We start from the raw sequence: 25,139 nt of genomic DNA on the forward strand, positions 1-25,139 counted from the left end.
CAACTCTCTACTTTTAATTCAGAACAAATTTAAACCAAATACATCTTTCACATCAAATAGCACTTTTTCGGTTTTCTCGCGAGAACGCTCACTACCTTGTTTTAAAATATCAATCAGCTGCGCTTTATCATTCAAATACATAGCGCGCTTTTCTCGAATAGGGCGAAGCATCTCTTGTAAGCATTCTTCTAACACTTTCTTGGTCAAACCATCACCTAACCCACCTCGTCGATAATGGTCTTTTAGCTGTTCGACATAATTTTTATCAGGATGAAAAGCATCGAGGTAGATGAATACAATATTCCCTTCGACTTGGCCAGGGTCCTCAATTTTCAGATGATTGGGATCGGTATACATAGATTTCACCGCCGCAGAAATCTCCTTTTCAGACGTCCCTAGGTTGATTGCATTCCCCATGCTTTTAGACATCTTATTTTTGCCATCAGTACTCGGCAAACGAGGTGCATCACTAAGTAATGGACGGCATTCCCTAAGAACCTCTTTCCCACCCAGATGGTTTATTTTTCTCACGATTTCATTAGTTTGCTCTAACATCGGCAGCTGGTCATCACCCACTGGTACTAGCGTCGCATGAAACCCCGTAATATCAGCAGCTTGAGAAATTGGATACGTTAAAAAGCCTGCGGGAATAGAGCGTTCAAAGCCTTTACTTTGAATCTCATTTTTAACCGTGGGGTTTCGCTCTAATCGTGCGATAGAAACAAGATTACTGTAATACATTGTCAACTCGGCTAACGCTGGAATTTGAGATTGCAACGTGATCGTAGTTTGAGCGGGGTTGATACCAACAGCCAAATAATCTGCAACGACATTGAGAATATTAGAGGATACCTTTGATGGATTATGCGCGTTATCCGTCAACCCTTGCATGTCCGCGACCAAGATCGTTTGCTCGTGCTCCGTTTGCAATTTGACTCGTTGTTGCAATGAACCAATATAGTGCCCGAGGTGTAATGGACCTGTTGCTCGATCTCCGGTAAGTATAATTTCACGCTGAGATGTATTTTTATGGCTATTCATATTTGTCTCCAAGTATTTAATAGATCGCTACTGGAGATAAAAAGATCAAACACTCTTAGCTACCATCCAGCAGCTTAAGAATGTAAGTATTCCGCGCCGCTCTATTTAGAGCGCCACCAAGAGAAGGTTGTTAATGAAGGGCGAACGTGTATTTTCATGTTTTTTAAACTAACAGCACACACCGCAGAACTCAATCTGTTTTGTACTGAATTAGTGTGAGTGTTCCAACAGCCAATTAAGAGGATTACATTGGTAAAGACATCGCAATGACCAAAACCGCACCAAATACCGAACCAGAGACAAACGCACACAGTACAGTTTTGTTGTGTTTCCTTTTCATTGATGAACTCCTATCTATAACTACGATGACCAGCCCTCACATCTAATACGCATGTGGATGCATCACGACAACGAGTTAACCAACATATCGCACGTAGGACCAGTACCGCTTTGTTAAATTGGGACCTCGTCCATAACTTGGAGTGTAAATGACTCCGGAACCTACAACAGAAGAAAATTTCATCACGTTACTGTCCTACCCTCCGGGTTTGTGGCTTAATAGGCAACAGGAACACTTTTTTCTTTTGCTGCGGATACTTACATGGAAGCTGTTTTACATCAGTTGCAATTCTCTTTGTCGATAACCGGACCTATCTGTTTGATGTTGGTACTTGGCGTTCTTTTTAAGCGCTTTGGTCTAATCAACGATAATTTTATCGAAGTAGGCTCTAAACTGGTGTTTCAAGTTACCTTGCCTGCAATGTTATTTGTCAGCATTGTGGCTTCAGAACACGACTTTTCCGCGGCAAGTGGATTCGTCAATTTCGGCGTCATCGCTAGTATTTCGTTTTTCATTTTCACCTATCTTTCCGTCAAACTTCTGTTCAAAGCATCGCCTGATCAAGGCGTTCTCATCCAAGGTGGGTTCCGAGCAAATACAGGTATTATTGGCATCGCTTACGTTGCCAATGCGTATGGTTCTCAAGGTGTGGCGTTAGCGGCTCTCTATGTCGCGGTCACCACATTTATTTATAACGTCCAAGCGGTAATTTGCTTATCTCCCAAAGGAGCAACGTCTGCCTCGCAAGCAGCAAAGATGATGGGCCGAACACTGACTAGGAATCCACTCATAATCTCCATTGTTCTAGGAATGGCTTTTTATTTACTCGCTATTCCAGTACCGAATGTGGTTATTGACGCAGGAGACTACTTGTCCAAAATGACATTGCCTTTGGCGCTGTTGTGTACGGGTGGCTCACTTGACTTTAGCTTGATGAGAAAAGAGAAAGGTCCATCTTGGTTTGCGAGCAGTTACAAGCTCATCGTAGCGCCAGTCATCATCACCATGGGAGCTTACTTAGTAGGATTTCGAGGAATTGAGCTAGGTATTCTTTTCTTTATGAACGCCTCTCCAGTCGCTGCTGCCAGCTATGTCATGGCGCGTTCCATGGGAGGCAATGCCACGTTAGCTGCAAATATCATCGCACTCACTACGGTGCTTTCTACCGTGACCTGTACGTTGGGCATCCTATTTCTTAAGTTCTACAGCTTAATATAATTGGTCCGCGATAAAATAAAGACGCTAAACGGCATTGATGTCAGTTACTGGTCGTGATTCGCAAAAGTGAGCTTTCTTACCAGACGAAAAAATTCATTCGCTTCAGATTCCGACAAACAAGAAAAAAACTCTTTCTGTAAATTCGTCATGATTTGATGAACTTGCTTTAAAGCATTTGCCCCCTCTTTTGTCATGCTTAGCATTTTAAGGCGCTGATTCGATTTACTTTTAGAAACTTGAACAAACCCTCTCTTTTCCAGATTGTCCACCATCCGCTTTGCTACACTTCGCTCAGTTCGAACCGCATCAGCTAACGCTTGCTGGCTCATAGGCTGAAATTCTTCTAAAGCGGCCAGTGCACTTGCCATTTCTAGTGTCATCAAATTTTGCCGAGAGAGCTCAGCTTGGGCACGATTGCGGTACATGCGCTGCATCACACCACAAACAAACATAGGACTTTGATCCAAAACGGAAATTGGGGAAATTTTCTGATCTTTCATCGTCGTTTTTCTTCTTTAGGCTTTCATTCGGCCGAAAAGGCTGTGCTGATACTGCACACAACACGCCGTCTTTCAGGCTCGCGTCATAGACGGTAACCACCAAGTGAAAACATAAAATAAAGAGCGCCGAAGCGCCCTTTAATCGTGTTTATTATCACTAGTATAACTCAGTTAAAACAACCAAGTCCTACTCGCTTTGCTGAGTGGGTTTAGTGCTGGTCTCAGACAACTCTGCCTCCGACTCTTTTCTCGCACGTCGATCAAACAATCGCTCAACCACTACAAAGAAGATTGGGACGAAGAATATACCCAATATCGTGGCACTGATCATGCCACCAAGTACGCCGGTACCCACTGCGTTTTGACCTGCCGATCCCACACCTGAACTGATAGCAAGTGGTACCACACCCAAACCAAAAGCAAGCGATGTCATGATAATTGGGCGCAGACGAACGCGAACAGCATGTAAGGTTGCTTCGATAAGCCCAGCGCCTTTCTCATAGTAGTCCTTTGCAAACTCAACAATCAGAATGGCGTTTTTGGTTGCCAAGCCGACCGTAGTTAATAAGCTCACCTGGAAGAACACATCGTTATCCATACTGCGCGTCATTACCGCAAGCACAGCACCAAGCACACCAAGAGGAACAACTAACACCACGGCGAAAGGTACTGACCAACTTTCATACAAAGCGGCAAGAACTAAGAATACGACGAGGATAGATAGCGCATATAGCATCGGCGCTTGGTTTCCGGAAAGGCGCTCTTCATACGAAATACCATTCCAGTTCACCGTGAAACCTTCTGGTAGCTTTTCTACCATTGCTTCAATTTCTTCCATGGCTTCACCAGTACTTACACCAGGAGCTGCACCGCCTTGAATATTCATTGCTGGCAAACCATCAAAGCGCTGCAAAAGAGGAGAACCATATGTCCACTCGCCACTCGCAAAAGCAGAGAAAGGCACCATCTCTCCCTTAGCATTGCGTACGTACCATGAATCAAAGTCTTTTGGCTGCATGCGGTATTCCGCATCACTTTGCACCATCACTTTCTTCACACGACCGCGATCAATATAATCGTTAATGTAAGCCCCGCCCCATGCAGCTGACAGGATTTGGTTTACGTCATTGATACTGACATCCAAAGCACGAAGTTTGACGTGGTCAATGTTCACTTTGTACATTGGCGCATCTGCCTGACCGTTTGGACGAACACCGACAAGTTTCGGGTTTTGTGCTGCCATGCCCAGAAGTTGCCCTTGAGCCGCAACTAATGCATCGTGCCCTTTATTCAACGAGTCTTGGAGATAGAAATCGAAACCTGTCGAGTTACCTAGCTCTTGAATCGCTGGAGGGGCGAACGCAAACACCAAAGCTTCTTTAATGGTAGAGAAGTACCCCATCGCTCGGCCCGTAATGGAAGCCGCATCAGCGCCAGGCGCTTCACGCTCAGACCAATCTTTCAGGCCGATAAATGCCATCCCCATGTTTTGGCCTTGGCCTGCGAAACTAAATCCAGCAACAGAGAAGACGGATTTTACATTGTCTTTTTCGTCTACTAGGTAAAAGTCACGCATTTTCTCAAGTGTTTTTTCCGTCTGTTCTTGTGTTGAGTTAGGCGGCAAAATAGCCATTGAGAATACTGTGCCTTGGTCTTCATCTGGCAAAAATGACGTTGGAAGGTTCATAAATAACCAGCCAGCACCTGCACTCATTGCCAAAAATACAACCAACATGCGACCTGTGCGTTTTAGAAGTTTGGCAACGCCGGTTTCATAGCCTGCTGTCATCGCATCAAACTTGCGGTTAAACCAGCCAAAGAAGCCTTTCTTCTCTAGAAGCTCAGCATCGCCTTTTTTCAGCAACGTAGCACACAATGCCGGAGTCAGAATTATCGCCACCAAAACTGAAAGCGTCATAGCCGCCACAATAGTTATCGAGAACTGACGGTAAATAACCCCGGTAGAACCAGACATAAACGCCATAGGGACGAATACCGCTGAAAGCGTCAACCCCACACCAATCAGGGCACCAGTGATCTGCCCCATCGATTTTTTGGTCGCTTCTTTGGGCTCTAAACCATCTTCATGCATCACACGCTCGACGTTTTCCACCACAACGATGGCATCATCCACCAGCAAACCGATAGCCAGAACCATCGCGAACATGGTTAACGTGTTTACGCTAAATCCAGTCGCGTACAAAATAGCGAAGGTTCCGAGCAATACGACAGGCACTGCGATCGTTGGAATGATCGTCGCACGGAAGTTCTGCAAGAACAGGTACATGATTAAGAACACAAGAAGAATGGCTTCTAATAGCGTTTTAACCACTTCTTGAATCGAGGCTTTGACGAATGGCGTTGTTTCAAATGGGTAAGCAATCTGCAACCCTTCTGGGAACGTTGCACTCAGTTGTTCTAAGCGCTCTTTTACCGCATTGGCTGTCTCAAGCGCGTTTGCGCCAGTACCTAATGAAATACCTAAACCCGATGCTGGGAAGCCATTATATTGGCCTCGAATATCGTAACTTTCTGCACCACGTTCAACACGAGCAACATCTTTCAAATAAACATTAGAACCACTGGCGTCAGACTTAAGAATGATGTCTTGGAACTCTTCCACACTGCTCAAACGACTTGCAGACGAAATCGTTGCATTCAACAACTGGCCTTCCTGCGCAGGTGCTGCACCAAGTTGACCTGAAGAAACTTGCGCGTTCTGTTCACTGATCGCGTTCGCTACATCGATTGCGGTCAAGTTGAACTGCGTAAGCTTAAATGGATCCAGCCAAACTCGCATCGCATACTGCGCACCAAACGCCTGCACTTGTCCTACGCCAGTTACACGACTTATCGGGTCTTGAATATTCGTTACAACAAAGTCGCCGATATCGTTTTCTGTAAAGTCTGGATCTTCAGAATAAACTGCGACAACCATGAGAAATGCCGTATTGGATTTATTTACGACAATACCTTGGTTTTGTACCTCCATCGGTAATGAAGTCAATGCCAATTGCAGTTTGTTCTGAACCTGTACTTGCGCGATATCAGGGTCAGCTTCGCTATCAAACGTCAGGGTAATTGTCGCATTACCAAATGCATCACTGCTCGATGATAGGTAGCGAAGGTAATCTAATCCCGTCATGTTTTGCTCGATAACTTGCGTTACCGAGTCTTCAACGGTTTTTGCTGATGCACCTGGATAGCGAGCACTGATGGTGATCGTCGTCGGTGAAATCGTTGGGTATTGCGAGACGGGTAAATTGAATAATGACATTACCCCCGCCAACATCGTTAGAATCGCGAGAACCCAAGCAAATACCGGACGATCGATAAAAAATCGTGCCATGATTACTCCTGTTCACCGTTTTGGATAGTTACCGAACTGCCTGGCCCTACCTTTTGTAAACCGGCGGTAATGACTTTATCACCCGCGTTCAAACCATCAATAATGCGCCATTGGCTATTGATCGCTTCAGCTGTCTTCACTGGTTTCGCTTCCACTTTGTTCTCGCCATTAACCGTCATCACTGTCGCTTTACCTGTCGCATCACGAGATACCGTATTTTGTGGTATTAGAATCGCATCAGGGTCGACACCAGTAATGACCGTCGCACGAACAAACATTCCAGGTAGCAACAAACCGTCAGGGTTTGGGAATTCGGCACGAAGCGTCACGCTGCCCGTACTTTCGTTCACATTGACCTCAGTAAATTTCATTGTGCCTTTGTGTTCGTAAGTGCTGCCATCTTCAAGCATCAATGTAACTTGCGCAGAATCATCTTCTTGCATATGGCCTTGGGAGAGTGATGCTTTCAAACGCAGCAGTTGCGCGGATGATTGCACAATATCAACATTGATAGGGTCAAGCTGCTGAATGGTCGCTAATTTGGCAGCTTGGTTAGCCGTAACCAACGCACCCGCTGTCACACTCGATTTACCGATCACCCCGCTAATCGGAGCTTTGACTTGCGTATAATCTAAGTTGATTTTTGCTGTGTTGATCTTGGCTTTTGCGACTAGGACCTGCGCTTTCGCTTCTTTGTATGCCGCTTCTGCTTCATCCAAGTCTTGTTGGCTGATGGATTTTTTGGTGATCAAGGTTCTGTAACGCTTCACCGTGGCATAGGTCGACTCTGCCGCAGCTTGCGCACGGATTAATTCCGCTTCAGCGCTCAGCAAATCCGCCTGAAATGACGAATCATCAATTTGATATAGCGACTGTCCTTGTTCAACAAATCCACCTTCAACAAAATTTCGTTCCGAAATAATGCCAGTAACTTGCGGACGAACTTCTGCTTCTTTGAATGCTCGGCTACGACCCGGCAACTCTACTGTCAATGCTTGGCGCGTTGGCTGCACTGTTAACACTTCTACTTCGGTTACGGGCGCAGGCCCCCCACCTTGGCTCGATCCTTCTTCGCTAGGTTGACATCCAACCACAAAAAGGCTCGACGCAATCAGCAGAGATAGCGTGGTTTTACGTCTCATGAATTTTTCTCTCTTATCTACCGACAAGCCTTCAAGATTCCTTATTAAAAGCTTCTAGAATGACTTAATAATGACTAATGGATGTATATCCAGAACAAATTAATTAGGATGATAAATACCCAGTGTTGTACATACAACAAAATTTACAGTTCTATACGCTTACGAAAAACGTTTATGGTAAAGGTGTTATGAAGTTCTCAAATTTGAAGATTTTGGGTTGGAAATCACATTTTCCTGTGTGCAATTGCAATGGTTAAAAAGCAGCAAAAGTGATGATAAAAGCATCATCACGCTGTACAGAGTTTGTTACCGCTGTCTAGGGTTATTTGCCCACTCTGGTATACGAACTAAAGTGAGAAAGGAATGTAAATATAGTCGAAATTTCACAAGTCAGGTTCGCCACTTATCTAAAAAATAACCCGCTAAGAAGCGGGTTATTTCGTCAGTGAGATTGCTGTTCTCAAGCTTATACTTTGAACTGACTGACCTGATGATCTAAACGTTGAGTTTGCTCTGACAACATGGCTAAAGAAGCTTGCGCTTGGTTTACGATTTCCACAATTGAAGTGCTACTGTCTGCAATGCCTTGTACGTTGCTATTTACTTCGTCACTTACTGTACTTTGCTGGCTCGCAGCCGTTGCAATGTGTGTATTCATCTCGTTCATACGTGAAATCGCGTTCAAGATTTCAGAAAGGGATTCACTCGCTCGGCCAGCGGACTTGATCGTTTCATCACTGCTATTTTGGCTACCGCGCATCACTTCTACAGCTTGTCCTGCACCAGATTGTAGCTTTTCAATCATGGTTTGGATTTCTCCCGTACTCTGTTGCGTACGACTGGCTAAAGAACGAACCTCGTCCGCTACCACAGCAAAGCCTCGCCCTTGCTCTCCAGCGCGAGCCGCTTCAATGGCTGCGTTAAGCGCTAATAAGTTTGTTTGCTCGGCAATACCACGAATTACATCCAGTACGGACGCAATGTTACTCACATCATGATCCAATGTGTTAATGACGTGGCTTGCGCTTTCGATTTCACTTGCGAGGCTGCGAATTGAGCTAACCGTTTGATCCAAAATAACATTGGTATTGGTAAGTTCATCATTCGCTGTTTGGCTCGCAACCGCAGCTTCGTTAGCGCTATCGCTTACATTTCTGCTGGTGACTTGCATTTCATGCACTGCCGCCGCTACCGCCTCGCTATCTTTTTGCTGAGAAACGGTCGAGTTCGCGATGGTCGTGGTCAACGAGCTAAGATTTGCCATTTCGTTACGTAAGGTATTTGAGCTTTCAATTACCTGAGCGACTGTCATTTGAATTTTGGACACAAACTGGTTAAATGCGTCTGCTAAATTGCCAATTTCGTCTTGTGTTTTTACATCGATTCGCTGACTTAGATCACCTTCACCGGACGCAATTTCTGTCATCGCATTTTTAATATCATTGATAGGCTTCACAACCGTTTGTAACAACAAAAAAGCCATCGCGATAGCGGCAAAAATAACAATCACAATGCCAGCCTCAAGAATGAGTTCTGCTCTTGTTGCAGCCGCTGATATTTCGTCCTTCAATTGGCTTTGCTTTTCTTCTATTGCATCTTTTACAACGTTAAGCTGCGCTCTAACCTCGATAAATTGGTCTTCAAAGGTATGTTTGTGCTCATTGTAGTAACCACGCCATTGAGATTGAGGTAAACGTAGCATCGCCTCATAACTTGCTAACCATTTTTCACCCAAAGAGACAAGCGTTCGAACTTCATTACCATGTGTAGAAGGCGTCACACCGGCTTGCGATAGCTCAATCATTTGTTCCATACGCGGCAGCGCTTTGTATGCGTTGTCTTTGTATTCACCGATGTGGTGATCAATATCGGTTTGAGTATCAGAAAGAGCAACACCTTGGATTGCAGATGTAGCTTGGTAAAGATCGCGGTAAGCATCCTCAATCGTTAATAAGTTCGGCACGATCTGTTCGTTGAGTGTCTCACTCAATTCAGATTGCTTCCAACTTGTCATAACGTTTAATACAGAGCTCACAATAAACAATCCAATAATCAATGACAGCGGAATCACTATCTTCTGCTTGATCGTTAAGTTCTGGAACATGAATAGACTCTCTTTATTTATGGTATACAAACTGCCGGAAATTATATCAAACAAATAGAGTATACTATTAGGTAAAAGAGGCTATTCAACATGAAATCTAATGACTTTTTGACAAGGGTTCTAATTTCAACAATTAGTTGATTTTATACAAAATTTAACAAAGAGATCTTTTCAAAAGATGCAAATTAAAATGCTCTTTCAAAACGAAAAATATGTAACAGAAAGTGAATTAAAAGGGACCACATTTTGAAGAATAGATCGACTCAATGATTTACTGAGAACACATACAAAACACAGTTCTTGGATTGAGCACCTCCGCGGAATATGCAAAAGTCCGAACATTTCTTCTAAAGCTCAAAAAAACCATTGTTTATCTGACGTATTTAAGGGTAATCCTTGATGATGTTAGTCGTGATGTTGGCAGACAGGGTGCTTACAAGTTTTCGAAGTAACCTGTAGCACAGTGAACGATTCAGATTTTCTTGAGCGCCAAGGCAATAAAAAAGTTTGCTATTTTCCTCTCAAGAGACGCATTCAAGAAAATAATGCAACCTAGTCACAAAGTTTTGCTACATCTTCAGAAAAGAATGATGTTGCTAAACAAATCTGGTGCAGCATACACATTGAAGCTAAACTCGTTTAAGGAACTTTTTCATATCAATATGAGAAAACATAGATTTCTCAAAGTTACACCGACCATTCAACGATTAAACTAATGTTAGCGTACCGGTACGTCCAAAAACTCCATGCATGAACCATTTGAAAGAGCCAAAATGTTCCAACCCAACTTCGCCTCAGTGGAGTGGCGAGTCGTTTCGCTCACTCTCCTACTCTCACTTCCTCACACTGCTCAAGCGGATCCACTAGATAAGGAAATTAGCAACCTTCTCCAACAACGTTTTTCTATCGCGGTGTTGCTGTCCGATACTGACGCAATTGCGTTTGGTATTGGCGACTTTGATCCGAATGCATTATTTGATACCGCCAACCCAGAGTTCGGGACTGACGAGTCAATCAATGAACGTCGAAGCAAATCCGTATATGTTCTCCCTTACACGACTAACTTTGACATAGAGGGCAGCGAGGATTTACATGAGCTGTCGTTTAAGGCATTTACGATACAAACAGAGAATGATCTCAAACTATTCGGCACAAGTAAGGATCTTCTCAAGGAAAGGACATACGGTGCATCGATTGGTTATGGGTATCGATACAAAGCAAGTGAAAACGTCACCCTTAGCACCAGAACGACGACTCACCTTATGCGTTATGAAAACTCATTCTCTACCGATAATAAACTTTCCTCCATCATTGGAAGAATCCTAGACGGCCGTGCCGTTAACGTTTCAGCATGGGCGGCAATAGTTCAACCATCCATCAAAGCCAAATACACGTCTCCCACAAGTTGGGGGAAATGGCATGCCAGTTCGACATTGAATTCATTCATTGGGCACAGCTGGGGAAGCGCAAATAACGGCAATATAGGCAACCCTAAAGGTTGGTACCTATCTAATGAAATCACCGGTTACTACAATATTTATCACGGTGAGCAAGCTTTATTTACTGGGATTAAAAGAGTCGACCTTTCGCATGATTTAAGCGACGAACTTGGAAGTCCGCATTACTACGAAGCTTCTATAGGATGGCTATTTTATGCACCAAAGCCCTTTGATTGGTTGGACAATTTCGGCATAGGCGTTAACTTCAACTACGGCTCGACTCTCAGAGGTGGCAGCATTCAACTTTACTACAACAAACAATAAAGCCGTCAGTACAGGAACCTGTTGGTAGCATATATAACAAGAAGAACTAGAAGACACAAAAGGAATGGCAGAGTTAGCGTCTTCGCAAACTTTTTCATGAGACTTGGGTTATCAAACACCACACCTTCCGCTTCTCTTACCCTTCGCTCTTCGTCAAAATGCCATTTAATGGCTAAGTAGGCTCCTATCCCTAATACAATAAGCTTAAAAGCTCCAGCAAAGTAAGGAAAGAAATTAGCCCAACTGTCGTTCATTATCCATCTCCATCAAATTCAATATCAGCTTTGCGGTGGCAGAATCCAAGATTCATGTAGAATGCCCCCCTCAAAGTCAGACTCTCTGGCTAGCGTCAGTCTACTGCTCGAGATAGCTGTCCACAACTCTCTTTACCATATCGGCATTTATTAATTATTTAATAAATAACAAGAAAGACACTAGCACACTTGCTGAAAAGTAAGTGTCAGTTTGGATTGAAACTCATCAGGAATCGAAAATGGTCCGCAGTCGACTTGCTGATCTAGTGAAAGCCGAATTACCTAGCTTTAAATCGTTCGCTAGTATAAAAATGTAGCCTATCGCACTTCTGGTCGAGTCCTAACAAACTTATGATGCATATGTCATTAGCGGTGCAATTTTAAGTTTATCAATTAGCTAAAGTTTCCCACCTTAACTGTCAGTAAGCTTGCTGTGTTTGAGATGATCTCGACATGACTAGTGTATAAATAGTATGGAGGTTCAAAGTGAAGGCAAGGCAAATTTCCTTACTAAAAATATTGTTTCTGTAATTTTATTTCAGGATTATCGAAACCATCATAAGGATAATTCGAACTAATCTTATTCCATGCTCCTTCAGTTACATTTGCTTTCTTTTACTCACTTCTCGCGACTATTAGTGGCATTTTGAGACAATTTCCTACACTCCTTTCTTTGTCTTAGTTGATATAAATCATTGTTAGAAGAAAACAGAATCACCTGTATTTCTCGATACATAAATCCAAACTGCCCGACTTTTCGTAACTAAATTACAGATAGACACGATTTTTAGTATGGCACGTTTTTGAGGAACCAAGATGTTAGATACCCTCATGCTGTCGCGGATCCAGTTCGCGGCCAATATCAGCTTTCACATTCTCTTCCCGACCATCACCATCGCGTTGGCATGGATGTTGGTGTTTTTCAAGTGGCGATATAACCGCACACAAGCCCCCGTATGGCTCGATGTTTATTACTTCTGGGTCAAGATATTCGCTCTCACTTTCGCCTTGGGTGTGGTATCCGGCATTACGATGAGTTTCCAGTTTGGTACCAACTGGCCAGGCTTTATGGAACGAGTCGGAAACGTAGCTGGACCATTGCTCGGATACGAAGTGATGACCGCCTTCTTTATGGAAGCCACCTTCCTGGGTGTAATGCTTTTTGGACGAGGACGCGTACCGGAATGGGTTCATACTCTCGCCACCGTTCTGGTTGCTGTTGGGACAAGTATGTCCGCATTTTGGATTCTAGTGCTTAACAGCTGGATGCACACACCAAGTGGCTATGAAGTGATTGACGGCATTGTTCATGTAACCAGTTGGAAGGAAGTTATTTTCAATCCTTCTTTACCTTACCGTCTTCTGCACACGCTATTAGCATCGGCGCTGACTGCCAGCTTCTTGATTGCGGGTATCTCAGCTTATCAAATAATGAAAAAGCCAGATCACCGCTCAGCCAAACTTGGCCTAAAAGTCGCGCTGTTCGCGGCGGCTGGGTTCATCCCGGTACAAATCTTTGTCGGTGACCTTCACGGGTTAAACACGCTTGAACATCAACCTGCAAAAATTGCAGCGATGGAAGGTGTGTGGGAGACCGAGCAAGGCGCGCCTCTTCTACTGTTTGCGATGCCAAATAAAGAAACTCGTAGCAATGATTTTGAAGTGGGCATCCCGAAGTTAGCGAGTTTGATTCTTACTCATGACTTAGACGGAGAAATCCAAGGCCTCAACGAGTTTGCGCCTGACCACCCGCCAGTCAAGCCCTTGTTCTTTGGCTTCCGCGTGATGGTTGGTGTAGGTGTCCTTATGCTGCTGGTTAGCTGGTATGGCGCGGTGAAGCTAGCACGCAAAAAAGCGCTACCTAAACCTTACCTGTACACGGTATTAGCCATGACGTTCTCTGGTTGGATAGCCACACTGGCGGGTTGGTATGTTACTGAGATTGGTCGACAACCTTGGTTGGTCAGCGGTGTATTGCGAACATCCGAAGCCGTCACCACGGTTGCGAGCAGTAGCGTGATGACTTCGCTCATTATGTACTTAGCCATTTATGCTGCATTGCTGGTTGCGTACATCCATACCCTATTCTATTTGGCGCGCAAAGACGTTGCAGCCCATGAAGTCCCACTGACACAACAAGAGGCCTAATCATGCTCAACTATCTACCAGAAATTTATCTTCTGCTGCTTGGCTTCTCGGTCTTTATGTATGCCGTGCTCGACGGCTACGACCTTGGCGTCGGTATCCTTTTACCAAGTGATAATGAAGCGCAACGTGACCGAATGATAGCCTCTATCGGCCCTTTCTGGGACGCGAACGAAACGTGGCTGGTGTTAGCCGTTGGTATTTTGTTGATTGCCTTTCCTACCGCTCACAGTTTGATTTTAACGGAGCTCTATATGCCGACCGCCATCATGCTTATCGCACTGATAATGCGTGGCGTGGCGTTCGATTTCCGAGCCAAAGCGAACTCGGATCATAAACCTCATTGGGATTGGTGCTTCAGAATTGGCTCGCTAATCACCGCACTAACTCAGGGTTACATGGTGGGTCGTTACATCATGGGATTTGAACAATCAACCGAAGCATTTGGCTTTGCTTGGTTAAGCGCACTTTGTGTAGCGGCGGCGTACGTTTACATCGGTGGCGCATGGTTAGTACTAAAAACGGAAGGTGATTTGCAAATACGCTCGGCCCGTTGGTCTCGCCGTGCTGGTTGGTTAGCAGCCTTAGGAATCTTGGTGGTTAGCGTTGTAAACCCAATTGTAAATCAACAAGTTGCCTTGCGTTGGTTCAGCTTCCCAGAAATCTTGTTGCTTGCCCCAGTTCCGTTAATTGTATTGGCAACCATCTTCCTAGTTGATCGCTATTTGCGTCAGGTTCCAATGGTGAATGATCTGGGTGTGCGCTGGCCTTTCTTTGGTGTCACCGTCATTTTCGCGTTGAGCTTTCTCGGGCTTGCGTATAGCTTCTTCCCAGAAGTTGTGCCGGGATTAATGACCGCACAACAAGCTGCCTCCTCGCCTGCGACGTTAATAATCGTGGGCTACGGTGTGATGATTGTTATGCCGGTGATATTGCTTTACACCTTTGTGGTATACCGGATCTTCAAAGGCAAAGCGACAGAACTTAGCTACAAGTAGGAAAGGGAATTCCTCAACAAAGCGCCGCTGCTCATGCGGCGTTTTTTTTGCAGTACTCAACGACTAAAGTATCTACCCAAGGCGACTGAGTGGGAACGCTGAGAGAATGTAGCGGCAGCCAGTAGTTTGTTCCTAACTAGAACGAGATAACCGTTTCTCAACTATAGCGATACAGGCACAAAAACAGAAAGAACATTTGATGTTACAAAAGGTAGACCGCCACTTTAAAACGCTTTGAGTATTTTTTTTGCGCTCAATGAGGTGCAAGTATACTTATGCTTTTTTATGACTTGTGAACACTCAATTGCATGTTATGTTGCTGTTGAAATAGTACATGAAATAAGGACAAGAACATGAAGATACGATGCGAAACGACGCAAAGCATTGAAAAATTTAACCCAGATGACCTCAATCCAAACACAGATCTCTTTGTTATGATTGCTGTTGTATTCGTGTTCATGGCTGTTTTGCTTAGCATCTAGTAGCAATACGTTCATTCTTGTGGCCGTATTCATACCTCATGTGATATGGGTGCTAAATTCTAGATTAAAGCGGATGGGCTAACCCGCACCAATCAGATTATGGCTGCCTCTGTATAGCTTCTTCAATTTTGGCGTTGTATCGAGGTGAGATATGAACAGTTGGCTTGTAGATAGAGTTGCGTTTGCACTCTGAGTACTCTTATGTACTTTCAATGATGCATTACTTTAGTGCAGATATGAAAAAAGGCCTGATAAATCAGACCTTATAGAATGTGGCGGGAGTGAGACGGCAGACTTAAAAATGCAACCATTTGATTTAATTGAACATATAAATAAAACATAAATAAAAGTATTACCATGGGTATTACTTAAGGAAAGCCATTACATTTTAAAATGCTATAAAAAGCATCTTCACTTTTTCTTCTCCTAATATCCAAAGCTCCTCTAGCAATGTCTATAATCTTAGCATTGCTAATGCACCTTACAAGAAGTGGGCAATTTTCATGGATGATACCGATTTAGACAAAAAACTAAAATCCGTCGGCAAAGCCGCATTCGTATCTCACTATGAGCTTTTCCGAGATTTCACTAATGGCAGAATTTCACGAGCAGATGCAATCGAAACTCTAGTGACGAATAAAGTGAGTAACGAAGCCGGGGCCGCAATTAGGGTTGGTAACGCAAAGCTGATCTTTGAAAACAGCAGAGAACAAGATGCACTTGATTTGATACTTCAATCTAATCGAGTTGATAATAAGATACGCGATTTAGCACGAAAGCTCAGGAAATGATAACTTTCCTGAGCATTCAACACCCAATAGTTCACATTCATCATCCACGAGATCATAAGGGATAACCTTCACCACTAGATTTTCATCAAATCTAAATGGTGGCAGAGGCTTATTAAAGTTCTCATATGCTGGATAGATAAGATATACCACGCCTGACCCACCTAAATAATTTTGTCCATAAGCAAACATCTGATACATGTCAGATTGACTAATGCCATACTTCTGCTTAGCTGTAGCTTGCTTCTCGTTAATTCGCTTCCACTTTGTATCGGCTACATAAAGCGGCTCATGCGAAGTCTTATCACTAACAACAATATCAGGCTTGAGCCTAAACCACTCTTGAGACTTTCCGCTACGGGGCTTATGGGTCACTAGGGCACAACTGTTTGCTTGAGTTTTCAATTTAAGAGAAGGTTGTAGTGACTTTCCTAGCCTTATTGCAACATATCGCTCAAAGAGATTTTCCATCGGGAAAAGCATCGAAATACCATTGTGCAACCCTGATAGTGATACTGGAGAGCAATAACTCAAAATTAATTCACACCAAGGCTTCACAGTGCGATAGTGAACCAGAGAACGTTCTTTGGACCACTGTCGAAAGTCAAATGCATAATTTTTAGAGCAAGGGATATCATCAAGTGCAAATTGTAATTCACTACTTAAACGCAAGTTATCGCTATTTTTAGACCACTTCATTACTTGATTAAGCGCAGAGCGTATCAATCTATTTTCCGCTCTATCCGGTGAAAACTCATCGTAAGAAATGTGGAAGCTATTGAGACAACCCGGCCTCTGGTTGAGTTGCTTTGAAGTTTGTAGCTGCCCTTTTAAATATGGCTTACGCTCTTGAACTCTAGTGTACTGGCTACGGATACCCTTCTTAATTACATCCGAGACTTCTTTCAAGAAAAAACCAATCAATGCTTCAAATAGAGGTCTGTTTAACGTTTGAAGGGAAGTGTTTTCAAACCTATGCATGTTCAGCTTATGAACCGTTGAAAGCATCTTAAGAAGCACTTTCGTTGCTGATTGACTGTCTTCCTGTTCTGATATCTTAGGAAGAATCTCAATGCGGGTACCACAAGGGGTTTCTAACACTCCAACATAATTGATCACTTGCAAAGCAATCGATCTACCATGCTTTTTGACCTTTATAAGATCAACTGAATGTTGGTTATTACTTTGACCGTTAACCATTAACCACTCAAACGCTTTACTTGGTATTGAGTGGCAGTCGGTACTCGACTCATTACCACCATTGAGTAATAAGCCGAATTCACGAACGGCAATTACGAAGTCATGATTCCTACCAAACATTAAGAATAGATACCGATATAAGCTGCGGCGACTTTAAAAGCGTGATCGTTTCTAACATAAGGCTGTATGCCCACTTGGTCCCAATCATCTCCCATCAACTGAGCAATTTCGTTCGCGTCAAATTGTCCAACAACAAAGCGTAAGCTCTCATCTGTTTTAAGATGATCGCCCAATACCATTGCTACTCGTTCCCAGTTTTCAAAGAAATACTCTTCCAGCAATGGAAGGATCTGTAATTCAAAAATTTCAGCCAGATGTTCAATCGACGGGTTATCTTTTAGTGATAGAAAGAAGCTGTGGCCTATCGTGTGCTCACGGTCGTACAGTAACTCTATTCGCTTATTAATAGCCCGAACCACCTGCTCAATGTCAATACCATTAATTAATGGAATTTCTGCAAGCAGTTCGTAGTTAGTCATCATTTCTTCAAACTGAAAACGACGACGCAACGCAATATCGATCTGAGCGAGTGACTTATCAGCCGTGTTCATCGTACTAATAATGTGTAAGTTATCAGGAACTGAAAAAGGCTTTTTTGAATATGGCAATTTCACCGATAGCGCTTCTTTAGCACCCGCCCTCTTACTTGGCTCAATCAAAGTGATTAACTCACCAAAGATATTGGAGATATTACCTCGGTTAATCTCATCAATAATCAGCACTCTCTTATCCGAGGATGCTTGATTCGATAGCGACATTCCTTTGCTAACTATCTCATCAACTAATGGCCCCAATACATTAGGGTAGCCATTTACTAGGTACTTCTCCATCAACGTATCTACTTTATCAAACACCCTTTTTTGCTTGATATCTTCAATGGAAATATCACCAGATCGAACTAAATCACAAAGCTCGTCAACAATCGATTTGGGCATTGGCAGATCAGAACCATTAGGCTTGCGAATAGTAATCAGCTCATCAGAAATTGATTCAATCTGATACTTACCTAGCGTGCGCCCTGGCGCTACGTTCCCCCTGTCAGCACTACCTTGTAATATAGTTTGGAGTTTTTCAGTATCGATGGTGGAATCGTATAGTCGATACAAAGTCATTTGAGACAAGTTCTTCTTCAACAATTCATCAACTGGTAGTGATGGTTCGTACACTCTGTGCCAAATAACTTTTCTTGCTTGAGAATAGCTAACATCATCAATAGCTGAGTTATCAAAATAATAATCGCTGGTAATTTCAGCAATAGCACGAAACTTACGGTTACCATCTGAAACGACAATGAGGTCACCGATAGCCATCTCATTTTTGAATTTGTTTACTGATGTAACTTGATAGTCATAGCTTTCGTTCTCAATTACTACGTTATGACTACGGTAGGTTTGAGCCACTTGCTTACGATTATCAGCCTGGCTAAAGTCGATATCATAACCATAACCTAAAAGAACGTAGCCGTTATCGACACATTGCTGATAGATAAAGGCATCTTCACCAGCGATGTCACCTAACGACATCTTCCAGATTTTACGACCTCTAATATCAACATAATCTTGCTCTGCTTTTACTGTTGGTTTGGCACGAGCAGATTCGCACAAGCGTTTAAAAATACCATCTTCGATTTCGTAGTTGACCTGATTGTTTTCTGTCGTCGCTTTCAAGCCTTCCACAAAATCTTCATAACTAAAACTCTGGTGGAAGGTAACAAAACCAATGCGATTGCTTTTTAGAAGTTCATCGAATCGCTTTTTGATAGCGACTCGATCATCGCTATGTGAATAGTAAAACTCAGGATCAACAATCTCTAGAGCTTTATTGATCGTATTGTAGGTTTTACCTGTTCCTGGAGGTCCGTAAAGAATCGTATTAAGCGGTTGAGGTTTATCATTACTCTTCACATCATACTCCTGTGCTGGATCATTGACCTCATTGGTGGACGATGGCTTCGGTACCTTCCATTTAGACCGCAACGGCTCGACATAGTAGTCAAGTTCTTTGGTCCCGAACTCCGCTTCAAAAGATTGCCTTAGTGCCAACAGTTTAGCGTCAGCATCTTTTGTATCCATTCGATTATATTGGGCACTCGTGATATCGGCTAAAGTCGTTAAAATAGACTTTCTGTCCGTGTTACCGAAGATACGCTCATGGCCCTCTGGAAACAGCAGATATAAAAACATATGACGAAACTGTCTCGTGCCATTTTCTGGAATAGACTCCAGCCACTGAGGCAAGCGCTCAACATCATTCAAAAGCTCTTTTCTCTCCAGTTCAGAGAGCTTTAGCAAAGCTTCAACCAACCGGATAACATAAACAAGCTCACGCCAGCGACCTGTATTGTATGCGGTTCCAGCACTGCCAATTCCAGTTAAAGCGCTGTCAGAAAGAAATTTTTGCTTGGGCTCTGGGGTAATCTCGTCCCCACTCCAGGAAAATACTCGTTCAATACTATTACGCTTAGACTCAGGTCCCGTATTGCTCGGGCAAAGAAACATCAACCACAGCATTTCAGACGCAAGTACTTTGGCTTCTGGGGAAGCATCTGCCAGTTGAGTTTCTAATTTTTCAAAAAAGTCACCGTCACCTTCATCTAAGTTTTCAACGAAGTAATCAATGAGCTCTTGGCACGTTGGTGAATTCCACACGGTGAGTTCCGTGAAAAGAGAGCGACCTTGAATTAAACAACGCTCTTTGAACTCCGACATATTGGATAGTAAATGGGTAGAATTCTTGTCGCCACAATATATTGCCAATTTGTTTTCCTTACTTATAACTCGTTATGTCTGGGTTCATAGATATCTTTAATAGCAAGAAGCAGATCTTCGACAGCTGAGGTGATGATATCACCTCTAACTAAGTGACCAAATTCAGTGTGCCACTACAACGTGAGTTAAAAACGCATTAGAGTAAACCTAGGTTCGAATACAGTTTTTTCTTATCAGCCAGTTGCGCACAATCGGGGAACATTCGCAGCGTAGCTTTGAGATAACCGACCGCTCCAGAGTAATCGCGCATTTGCTCACAAACCTGAATCAATTGAGTGAGCACGTGAAGCTTTCTTGGCGTGGCTTGGTTAACCTTTTCTAACAATGCTCTCGCTTCTGGATACTTGGCTTCAAGACCAAGAATGGAAGACTCTAGATACATGGTCGCGGAGTTTTCGCCTCCGACTTGCTTTCTCTGAAGCAACCAAAATTGAGCTTGATTAATATTTCTTAACTGCAGATTCGCCTTAACAATCAGCTCATACAACTCAGCAGATTGAGTAAGCTTTTCCTCAAGTAAGCATGACCTATTGTTCTCGACCACTTTTTCAAAGTCGAAGAGCCTATTGTCCCGGTACAACGCTATCAACTGCTGGTGGAGAGCTTGAAGATCCTTGCTGCGGCTGTATTCTTGAGACGCTAACTGAGCCGCTTTCTTGTATGACTGTTCAGCCATCGCCTCAAGAACCGCACTCGACCAATCTTGATCTGGTTTTTCCTGAAAAACAGGAGCGGTAGCTCCAATCTTCAACTGTTTCTGGGTCGCTGCATCGAATGCAGACATCAAAGCCGAGATAGTTAAAAAGCGCTCCTCCGGCCTTTTTTGCATACACGTGAGTACGACTTGCTCCAAATCCGCATGGATAGAACTATTAATCTCGGTAGGCCGCTTGAAAGGTGCATGGCGCTGGACTTGGGCTGGTGTATCATGCGGCAACTTACCCGTCAGCAGCTGATATAGTAAAACACCTAAACTATAAACATCCCCGAGCAATAGCTCTTCTAAACTCCCTTTACGGCTATCCACGTTGGAAAACTCAGGTGCGGAATACAACACTGTTCCACCGTTTTCCCGAGTACGAACGTATATTTCTTCCGGTAACGCAGAACTACCAAAATCGGTCAATTTAACCAGATCACGTTCACCAACAAGGATGTTATGCGGTTTTATGTCTCCATGTGAGATGGGGACAGGCAATTCAGACAAATACTGAACAGCACATAGCACTTGTCGATAAATTCTGAACAACCTTTCATAGGTTTGGCCAAAATTGCGCTGTCGATCGTCAAGTTTTTGTGCCAAAGTCTGACTAGGGAAATACTCCATTTCAATATAGAACCATTCGTTATCGATTCGGCCCATATCAAAAATTTGTACAATGTTATCGTGAGGCTCGACTTGCAATAACTCTTTACCTTCAGCAAGCTGACGATCTTCCCTCGTTATATCTTTAGGTATTTTTACAGCAACAATCTGACCATCATTTAAGCGCTCAGAACGCCATACCCAGCCATGACTGCCATCACCAAGACATTCGAGCAATAGGTATTTATCACCTAATCGCTTGTTCGTACCTGGTAAAAAGTGTGCTGATTTTACATTCATATCAACACCTCGTAGTGAATTCTATCCAAAGCGATAGTGTTTAGATTTTTAACAAACTGGAAACGGCTAAACACGACTTCAACATCGTTCGATGCCCTTACTTGGGTTCCCGCGGATGAAGTAAACCCTGAGCGGCAGATCTCTTTAAGTTTTTGCGTATCAGGGGCGTTCACAAGCCCCTGACTCCAAGCACTCAGCACCAAACTTTTCGGTGAATGGTCCCAACGTTGAGCTGCTTCCATTAAGTTTTTCAATTTCTCTTCAAGCTTTTGCTGGCCTCGGGAAGTGCCATCAAAGCGCTCAAACTCAATTAAACACATTGGTGTTGATGCATTTTTATCAAACCAGCCTGAATCTGAACGAATATCGGCTCCAGAAGTGCCCGGTGCTGGGCACTCCACTACTGCCATATAAGATTGCTCATGGCCAAACGTATTCCAAACACTGCACCCCAGACTATGGACCAGCACATCTTGGTCCAACAATGCTCCGCTAGTCATAAGAGGAAACGCTTCACTTACCCAAGCAAGCGCTGGCATGGGCAGATTAGCCATTAAATGAACCCCAAACTCGCAATACTTCCGGAGACTCACCGCCATGAATAAGTGCCTTGCTACCGACCTTAACAAGTAATGGGGCCGGAATAGAACGACCACATACTAAAGCTTCACCGGTTGATAAACTCGGTAACTCATCCAGGTCGGCCTTGCTGACCATATCGGAAGCTTTGGCAATAAAACGCTGATCGTCTGGGTTTTTCAAACGCATGGTAATCAACGTATTACACTGAGAGGTAACATCTGAGTCCAATTTGGATGGGCGCTGACTCACAATGCCAAAACCGACACCAAACTTACGACCTTCACCGGCAATTTTCTTAATGATCCGATGACTTACTGCGTTACCACCAGCTGGCGCAAAGTTATGGCCTTCTTCGTACACAATAAAGCAAGGGCGAAGTGGGTCTGTTTTGCTTGAAGCCGCTTTTAGAATCTCACTGGAGAGCAGAGCACAAACAACTTGCTTAGCGGTATCACTCAAGCCTTGTAAATCGACAACGACCAACCGGCCTTGTTGGTTACTTGGACGACCGACCATTTTATAAATGTCAGTTGGCTCAGCCATCGTTGCACTGTAAAAGCTTTGAGCTTCATTAAGCACGCGAGAGAGCTTCATTGAGGCAACAGCAGCGCTTCGACCTGACAAGGCTTTGGCTTCCGCTTCAGAGAGATCATCCCACTCTTTAAGTTCTTCAATACCATCACCTAAGAAGTAGCGTAAGCGGTTAATATCACGTGGTTCTGTCTTATCCACTGAGCGCCAATAGCGAATAGCCACATCCAACACACGTTGTTGCGGCTCGGTTAGCCCAGGTAAGATCTCGGCAATATCGTCCATTTCAAAATGGTCGAATTGAAGCGCCAGTGGTGTGTTTTTGCTGGCATATTTGTGTTTAAAAGATTCATGCTGTGGCGAGAAAACTTTAATGCCCGCACCTGCAGCTTGTAACTTTTCAAAAGTATGTTTAATCAGAGGCAATGCTTCTTGATCGCGCTTATCGTCTGTTGCATCCAAAAGGCTAGAAAATTGCAGATTCCCACCAGCCAGAGCTTTGCCGTATTCACCGTGAGGGTCGAACACTACAACAGTACCATTGTTAACGGCAACCAAGCGCTCAATAATACGGCCAACTGTGTACGACTTACCTGAGCCTGTCATCGCTAGCACAGCCATGTGCTCAGTCACTAGCTTATTTACATCAATAAAGACCGGAACCGTATTTTCACCTTTGTCGTAACCAACCAAATTACCCAGGTGCAAACTGAAGTGCTCATTGAACTCGTAAAAGTCACTCAAAAACTGAAAATCAACGGTTTCAACTGCAGTACCGGGATTAAGCGGGCGACGCGGGATCTTAATCTGACGAGAAACAGGATCGCGGTATCCCACCAGCTCTACCTGCGCAAACATGTTCTCACCAGTCACATTCGCGCCTGGCAACAACTCAAGCTCAGTCACGCCATCACCAAAACCTGCGTTGTAAAGCATATTAGTTCGGCTGATCTTCGTTACACGACCTAATACGGCCACTTGCCCCTCGTCTTTACGCTCTTGGTGCATAATCCGCACAAATTCACCACGACGCACTGAAAACGAATCTTGCACCACCATAGTTAACTGGCTGGCATCGCCGGTATTACCGACTAATTTACCCAAAACTTTATAAGCCATTGTTCAATCCCTCATCCAAGCCAGCCAACCAGCCTGCTTCAATATCATTATTCTTAAGTGCACCGTGCAAACCTTGACGGTAAAACTTGGCAAACTTCGGCAAAATGCCGAGCTGCTGATAGCCTAGTAATTGCGGCAAAGGCATGGCATTGCCTTTGTTCTGCATATCAAGCACCATCAATCGAGATGCCACTAAATCAAGATCTGCGCTCTGCCAATCAGGTTCATCACCAGCTAGCTGCACCATTTTGATTTGGCCACCACGCGCGCTGCGAAAATGAAAGCCAATCAGGCCTTGCTTCGCTTCGACACTTGGTTCTATGCGGTTCTCTTGTTCTGATAAACGAAACGCAATGGTCCGCGAGTAGTTGCCTAAAATGCCATTAATAAAACGTAAGTCCCCAACACCCACCAAGCTTTCGTCCAGTCCAGCCAGATTTTGCATTAACTCACTAGAGAAACCGTCCGAATCTAAAATCTGCTTTCGCCCTTGCTCAGAACGTAAATCTTGTTTGGCAATACTCACAATTGCACTAAAACGCTCGGCCAAAATGCTTGCTAACACCACCCCTGTCTTATTCCATGGGAACAGCTTTGCACGGTGGTTTTGCCAAAAGGATTCTATTGCTCGCTTGGTTTTGTCATATTCCTGCTTATGGCGAACATTCCGCTCCAGTGGCGCCATATCGCGCGCTAAGAACAGTGGGGTATCAAGTAAAATTAAATCACAGCGCTCTTGGCTCAACAGTTGTTTCTCAACCAGCTGATACGCCTGGCGAACTTCAATCAGGTCAAGCCGCTTTCGTTGCGCTTCGAAATCAATATCATCCAGTTCAGATACTGAATCACTACCAGAAGTACTGACCTTGTTTTCTTCTATCAATAAATCTGTTCGTACAGCTGCGCTGGCATAAATAAATCCCCCCAGAGCTTTATCTAGGCACGATTTAGTGGCGATACCCGCCACGCTTAAATTCACTACCGTAGGCTTAGGAACAGCCTTAACTAAACCAGCATCACGAAACAGTGGTGCTACCTGCTCAATATCGCGAATTTGCTTAAGTAAACGCCCCGCACTGCCTGGTAAACGAAGCTGACTGTCTATGGCAAGTGATTGCGCTAAATTCATTGTTTTATTTTCATTCATGC

The 25,139-nt window shown here is 43.8% G+C and carries 18 protein-coding genes; 6 read left to right on the forward strand and 12 right to left on the reverse strand.

Annotation, left to right across the window (positions count from 1 at the left end):
* Nucleotides 1-18 precede the first annotated feature (18 nt).
* Complete coding sequence (trpS, locus tag R8O70_RS09100; protein WP_033905067.1) at nt 19-1,041, reverse strand: tryptophan--tRNA ligase; 1,023 nt, start codon at nt 1,039-1,041, stop codon at nt 19-21.
* 601 nt (nt 1,042-1,642) lie between these two features.
* On the opposite strand from trpS, the gene R8O70_RS09105 reads away from it, so the two are divergent.
* Entirely contained in the window at nt 1,643-2,599 is a 957-nt protein-coding gene (locus R8O70_RS09105; RefSeq protein ID WP_025766898.1) for an AEC family transporter, read from the forward strand.
* Nucleotides 2,600-2,643: 44 nt separating this feature from the next.
* Here R8O70_RS09105 and R8O70_RS09110 read toward each other — a convergent pair whose 3' ends face one another.
* The 4 genes from R8O70_RS09110 to R8O70_RS09125 all read right to left on the reverse strand — a co-directional run bounded on the left by R8O70_RS09110 (nt 2,644) and on the right by R8O70_RS09125 (nt 9,694).
* The gene (locus R8O70_RS09110) at nt 2,644-3,099 is read right to left on the reverse strand and encodes a MarR family winged helix-turn-helix transcriptional regulator (protein ID WP_033905066.1); all 456 of its coding nucleotides are present in this window, start codon (nt 3,097-3,099) and stop codon (nt 2,644-2,646) included.
* Nucleotides 3,100-3,286: 187 nt separating this feature from the next.
* On the reverse strand, nt 3,287-6,448 hold the full coding sequence (locus R8O70_RS09115; protein WP_005378264.1) for an efflux RND transporter permease subunit: 3,162 nt from the start codon (nt 6,446-6,448) through the stop codon (nt 3,287-3,289).
* A 2-nt stretch (nt 6,449-6,450) separates the two neighbouring features.
* Entirely contained in the window at nt 6,451-7,590 is a 1,140-nt protein-coding gene (locus R8O70_RS09120; RefSeq protein ID WP_033905065.1) for an efflux RND transporter periplasmic adaptor subunit, read from the reverse strand.
* 466 nt (nt 7,591-8,056) lie between these two features.
* Nucleotides 8,057-9,694, reverse strand: a complete 1,638-nt coding sequence (locus R8O70_RS09125; protein ID WP_033905064.1) for a methyl-accepting chemotaxis protein — start codon at nt 9,692-9,694, stop codon at nt 8,057-8,059.
* A gap of 773 nt (nt 9,695-10,467) precedes the next feature.
* Between R8O70_RS09125 and R8O70_RS09130 the strand changes: the two genes are divergently transcribed.
* The gene (locus R8O70_RS09130; RefSeq protein ID WP_033905062.1) at nt 10,468-11,457 is read left to right on the forward strand and encodes a Solitary outer membrane autotransporter beta-barrel domain; all 990 of its coding nucleotides are present in this window, start codon (nt 10,468-10,470) and stop codon (nt 11,455-11,457) included.
* A 5-nt stretch (nt 11,458-11,462) separates the two neighbouring features.
* Here R8O70_RS09130 and R8O70_RS09135 read toward each other — a convergent pair whose 3' ends face one another.
* The gene (locus R8O70_RS09135) at nt 11,463-11,711 is read right to left on the reverse strand and encodes a hypothetical protein (protein WP_033905060.1); all 249 of its coding nucleotides are present in this window, start codon (nt 11,709-11,711) and stop codon (nt 11,463-11,465) included.
* Nucleotides 11,712-12,527: 816 nt separating this feature from the next.
* Here R8O70_RS09135 and R8O70_RS09140 point away from each other — a divergent pair.
* The 4 genes from R8O70_RS09140 (at nt 12,528) to R8O70_RS09155 (ending at nt 16,127) form a co-directional block, all read left to right on the forward strand.
* Nucleotides 12,528-13,859: a cytochrome ubiquinol oxidase subunit I gene (locus R8O70_RS09140; protein ID WP_033905059.1), complete on the forward strand. Its 1,332-nt coding sequence runs from the start codon at nt 12,528-12,530 to the stop codon at nt 13,857-13,859.
* A gap of 2 nt (nt 13,860-13,861) precedes the next feature.
* On the forward strand, nt 13,862-14,854 hold the full coding sequence (locus R8O70_RS09145) for a cytochrome d ubiquinol oxidase subunit II (RefSeq protein WP_033905058.1): 993 nt from the start codon (nt 13,862-13,864) through the stop codon (nt 14,852-14,854).
* A 353-nt stretch (nt 14,855-15,207) separates the two neighbouring features.
* Entirely contained in the window at nt 15,208-15,336 is a 129-nt protein-coding gene (locus R8O70_RS09150; RefSeq protein ID WP_257789285.1) for a hypothetical protein, read from the forward strand.
* A gap of 503 nt (nt 15,337-15,839) precedes the next feature.
* Nucleotides 15,840-16,127 (forward strand): hypothetical protein, encoded by a 288-nt coding sequence (locus tag R8O70_RS09155; protein ID WP_258645939.1) that lies wholly within the window; start codon nt 15,840-15,842, stop codon nt 16,125-16,127.
* Here R8O70_RS09155 and R8O70_RS09160 read toward each other — a convergent pair.
* From R8O70_RS09160 to R8O70_RS09185, 6 genes are all read right to left on the reverse strand, one after another.
* On the reverse strand, nt 16,104-17,444 hold the full coding sequence (locus tag R8O70_RS09160) for an McrC family protein (RefSeq protein WP_258645941.1): 1,341 nt from the start codon (nt 17,442-17,444) through the stop codon (nt 16,104-16,106). The two genes, R8O70_RS09155 and R8O70_RS09160, sit on opposite strands and share 24 nt — an antisense overlap.
* On the reverse strand, nt 17,444-20,140 hold the full coding sequence (locus tag R8O70_RS09165; RefSeq protein WP_318184147.1) for an AAA family ATPase: 2,697 nt from the start codon (nt 20,138-20,140) through the stop codon (nt 17,444-17,446). Before R8O70_RS09165 ends, R8O70_RS09160 begins: the two co-directional genes overlap by 1 nt.
* Before the next feature lie 148 nt (nt 20,141-20,288).
* The gene (locus tag R8O70_RS09170; RefSeq protein WP_017188274.1) at nt 20,289-21,758 is read right to left on the reverse strand and encodes a serine/threonine-protein kinase; all 1,470 of its coding nucleotides are present in this window, start codon (nt 21,756-21,758) and stop codon (nt 20,289-20,291) included.
* Nucleotides 21,755-22,312 (reverse strand): hypothetical protein, encoded by a 558-nt coding sequence (locus tag R8O70_RS09175; protein ID WP_258645943.1) that lies wholly within the window; start codon nt 22,310-22,312, stop codon nt 21,755-21,757. Before R8O70_RS09175 ends, R8O70_RS09170 begins: the two co-directional genes overlap by 4 nt.
* Nucleotides 22,305-23,990, reverse strand: a complete 1,686-nt coding sequence (locus tag R8O70_RS09180; RefSeq protein WP_258645945.1) for a helicase HerA domain-containing protein — start codon at nt 23,988-23,990, stop codon at nt 22,305-22,307. The genes R8O70_RS09175 and R8O70_RS09180 overlap by 8 nt, the downstream gene beginning before the upstream one ends.
* Nucleotides 23,980-25,137: a hypothetical protein gene (locus R8O70_RS09185; RefSeq protein ID WP_258645946.1), complete on the reverse strand. Its 1,158-nt coding sequence runs from the start codon at nt 25,135-25,137 to the stop codon at nt 23,980-23,982. The genes R8O70_RS09180 and R8O70_RS09185 overlap by 11 nt, the downstream gene beginning before the upstream one ends.
* Between the last annotated feature and the right edge of the window lie 2 nt (nt 25,138-25,139).

The organism is Vibrio sp. 779(2023) (genome assembly GCF_033344285.1).
GTDB lineage: Bacteria > Pseudomonadota > Gammaproteobacteria > Enterobacterales > Vibrionaceae > Vibrio > Vibrio alginolyticus.

What these genes read in the sequence shown, in the direction of transcription:
- R8O70_RS09160 (WP_258645941.1), bottom strand. Translation starts at nt 17,444, where the DNA reads ATGTTTGGTAGGAATCATGACTTCGTAATTGCCGTTCGTGAATTCGGC.
- R8O70_RS09155 (WP_258645939.1), top strand. Translation starts at nt 15,840, where the DNA reads ATGGATGATACCGATTTAGACAAAAAACTAAAATCCGTCGGCAAAGCC.
- R8O70_RS09140 (WP_033905059.1), top strand. Translation starts at nt 12,528, where the DNA reads ATGTTAGATACCCTCATGCTGTCGCGGATCCAGTTCGCGGCCAATATC.
- R8O70_RS09150 (WP_257789285.1), top strand. Translation starts at nt 15,208, where the DNA reads ATGAAGATACGATGCGAAACGACGCAAAGCATTGAAAAATTTAACCCA.
- R8O70_RS09115 (WP_005378264.1), bottom strand. Translation starts at nt 6,448, where the DNA reads ATGGCACGATTTTTTATCGATCGTCCGGTATTTGCTTGGGTTCTCGCG.
- R8O70_RS09105 (WP_025766898.1), top strand. Translation starts at nt 1,643, where the DNA reads ATGGAAGCTGTTTTACATCAGTTGCAATTCTCTTTGTCGATAACCGGA.
- R8O70_RS09170 (WP_017188274.1), bottom strand. Translation starts at nt 21,758, where the DNA reads ATGAATGTAAAATCAGCACACTTTTTACCAGGTACGAACAAGCGATTA.
- R8O70_RS09125 (WP_033905064.1), bottom strand. Translation starts at nt 9,694, where the DNA reads ATGTTCCAGAACTTAACGATCAAGCAGAAGATAGTGATTCCGCTGTCA.
- R8O70_RS09145 (WP_033905058.1), top strand. Translation starts at nt 13,862, where the DNA reads ATGCTCAACTATCTACCAGAAATTTATCTTCTGCTGCTTGGCTTCTCG.
- R8O70_RS09130 (WP_033905062.1), top strand. Translation starts at nt 10,468, where the DNA reads ATGTTCCAACCCAACTTCGCCTCAGTGGAGTGGCGAGTCGTTTCGCTC.
- R8O70_RS09110 (WP_033905066.1), bottom strand. Translation starts at nt 3,099, where the DNA reads ATGAAAGATCAGAAAATTTCCCCAATTTCCGTTTTGGATCAAAGTCCT.
- R8O70_RS09120 (WP_033905065.1), bottom strand. Translation starts at nt 7,590, where the DNA reads ATGAGACGTAAAACCACGCTATCTCTGCTGATTGCGTCGAGCCTTTTT.
- R8O70_RS09180 (WP_258645945.1), bottom strand. Translation starts at nt 23,990, where the DNA reads ATGGCTTATAAAGTTTTGGGTAAATTAGTCGGTAATACCGGCGATGCC.
- R8O70_RS09175 (WP_258645943.1), bottom strand. Translation starts at nt 22,312, where the DNA reads ATGGCTAATCTGCCCATGCCAGCGCTTGCTTGGGTAAGTGAAGCGTTT.
- R8O70_RS09185 (WP_258645946.1), bottom strand. Translation starts at nt 25,137, where the DNA reads ATGAATGAAAATAAAACAATGAATTTAGCGCAATCACTTGCCATAGAC.
- trpS (WP_033905067.1), bottom strand. Translation starts at nt 1,041, where the DNA reads ATGAATAGCCATAAAAATACATCTCAGCGTGAAATTATACTTACCGGA.
- R8O70_RS09135 (WP_033905060.1), bottom strand. Translation starts at nt 11,711, where the DNA reads ATGAACGACAGTTGGGCTAATTTCTTTCCTTACTTTGCTGGAGCTTTT.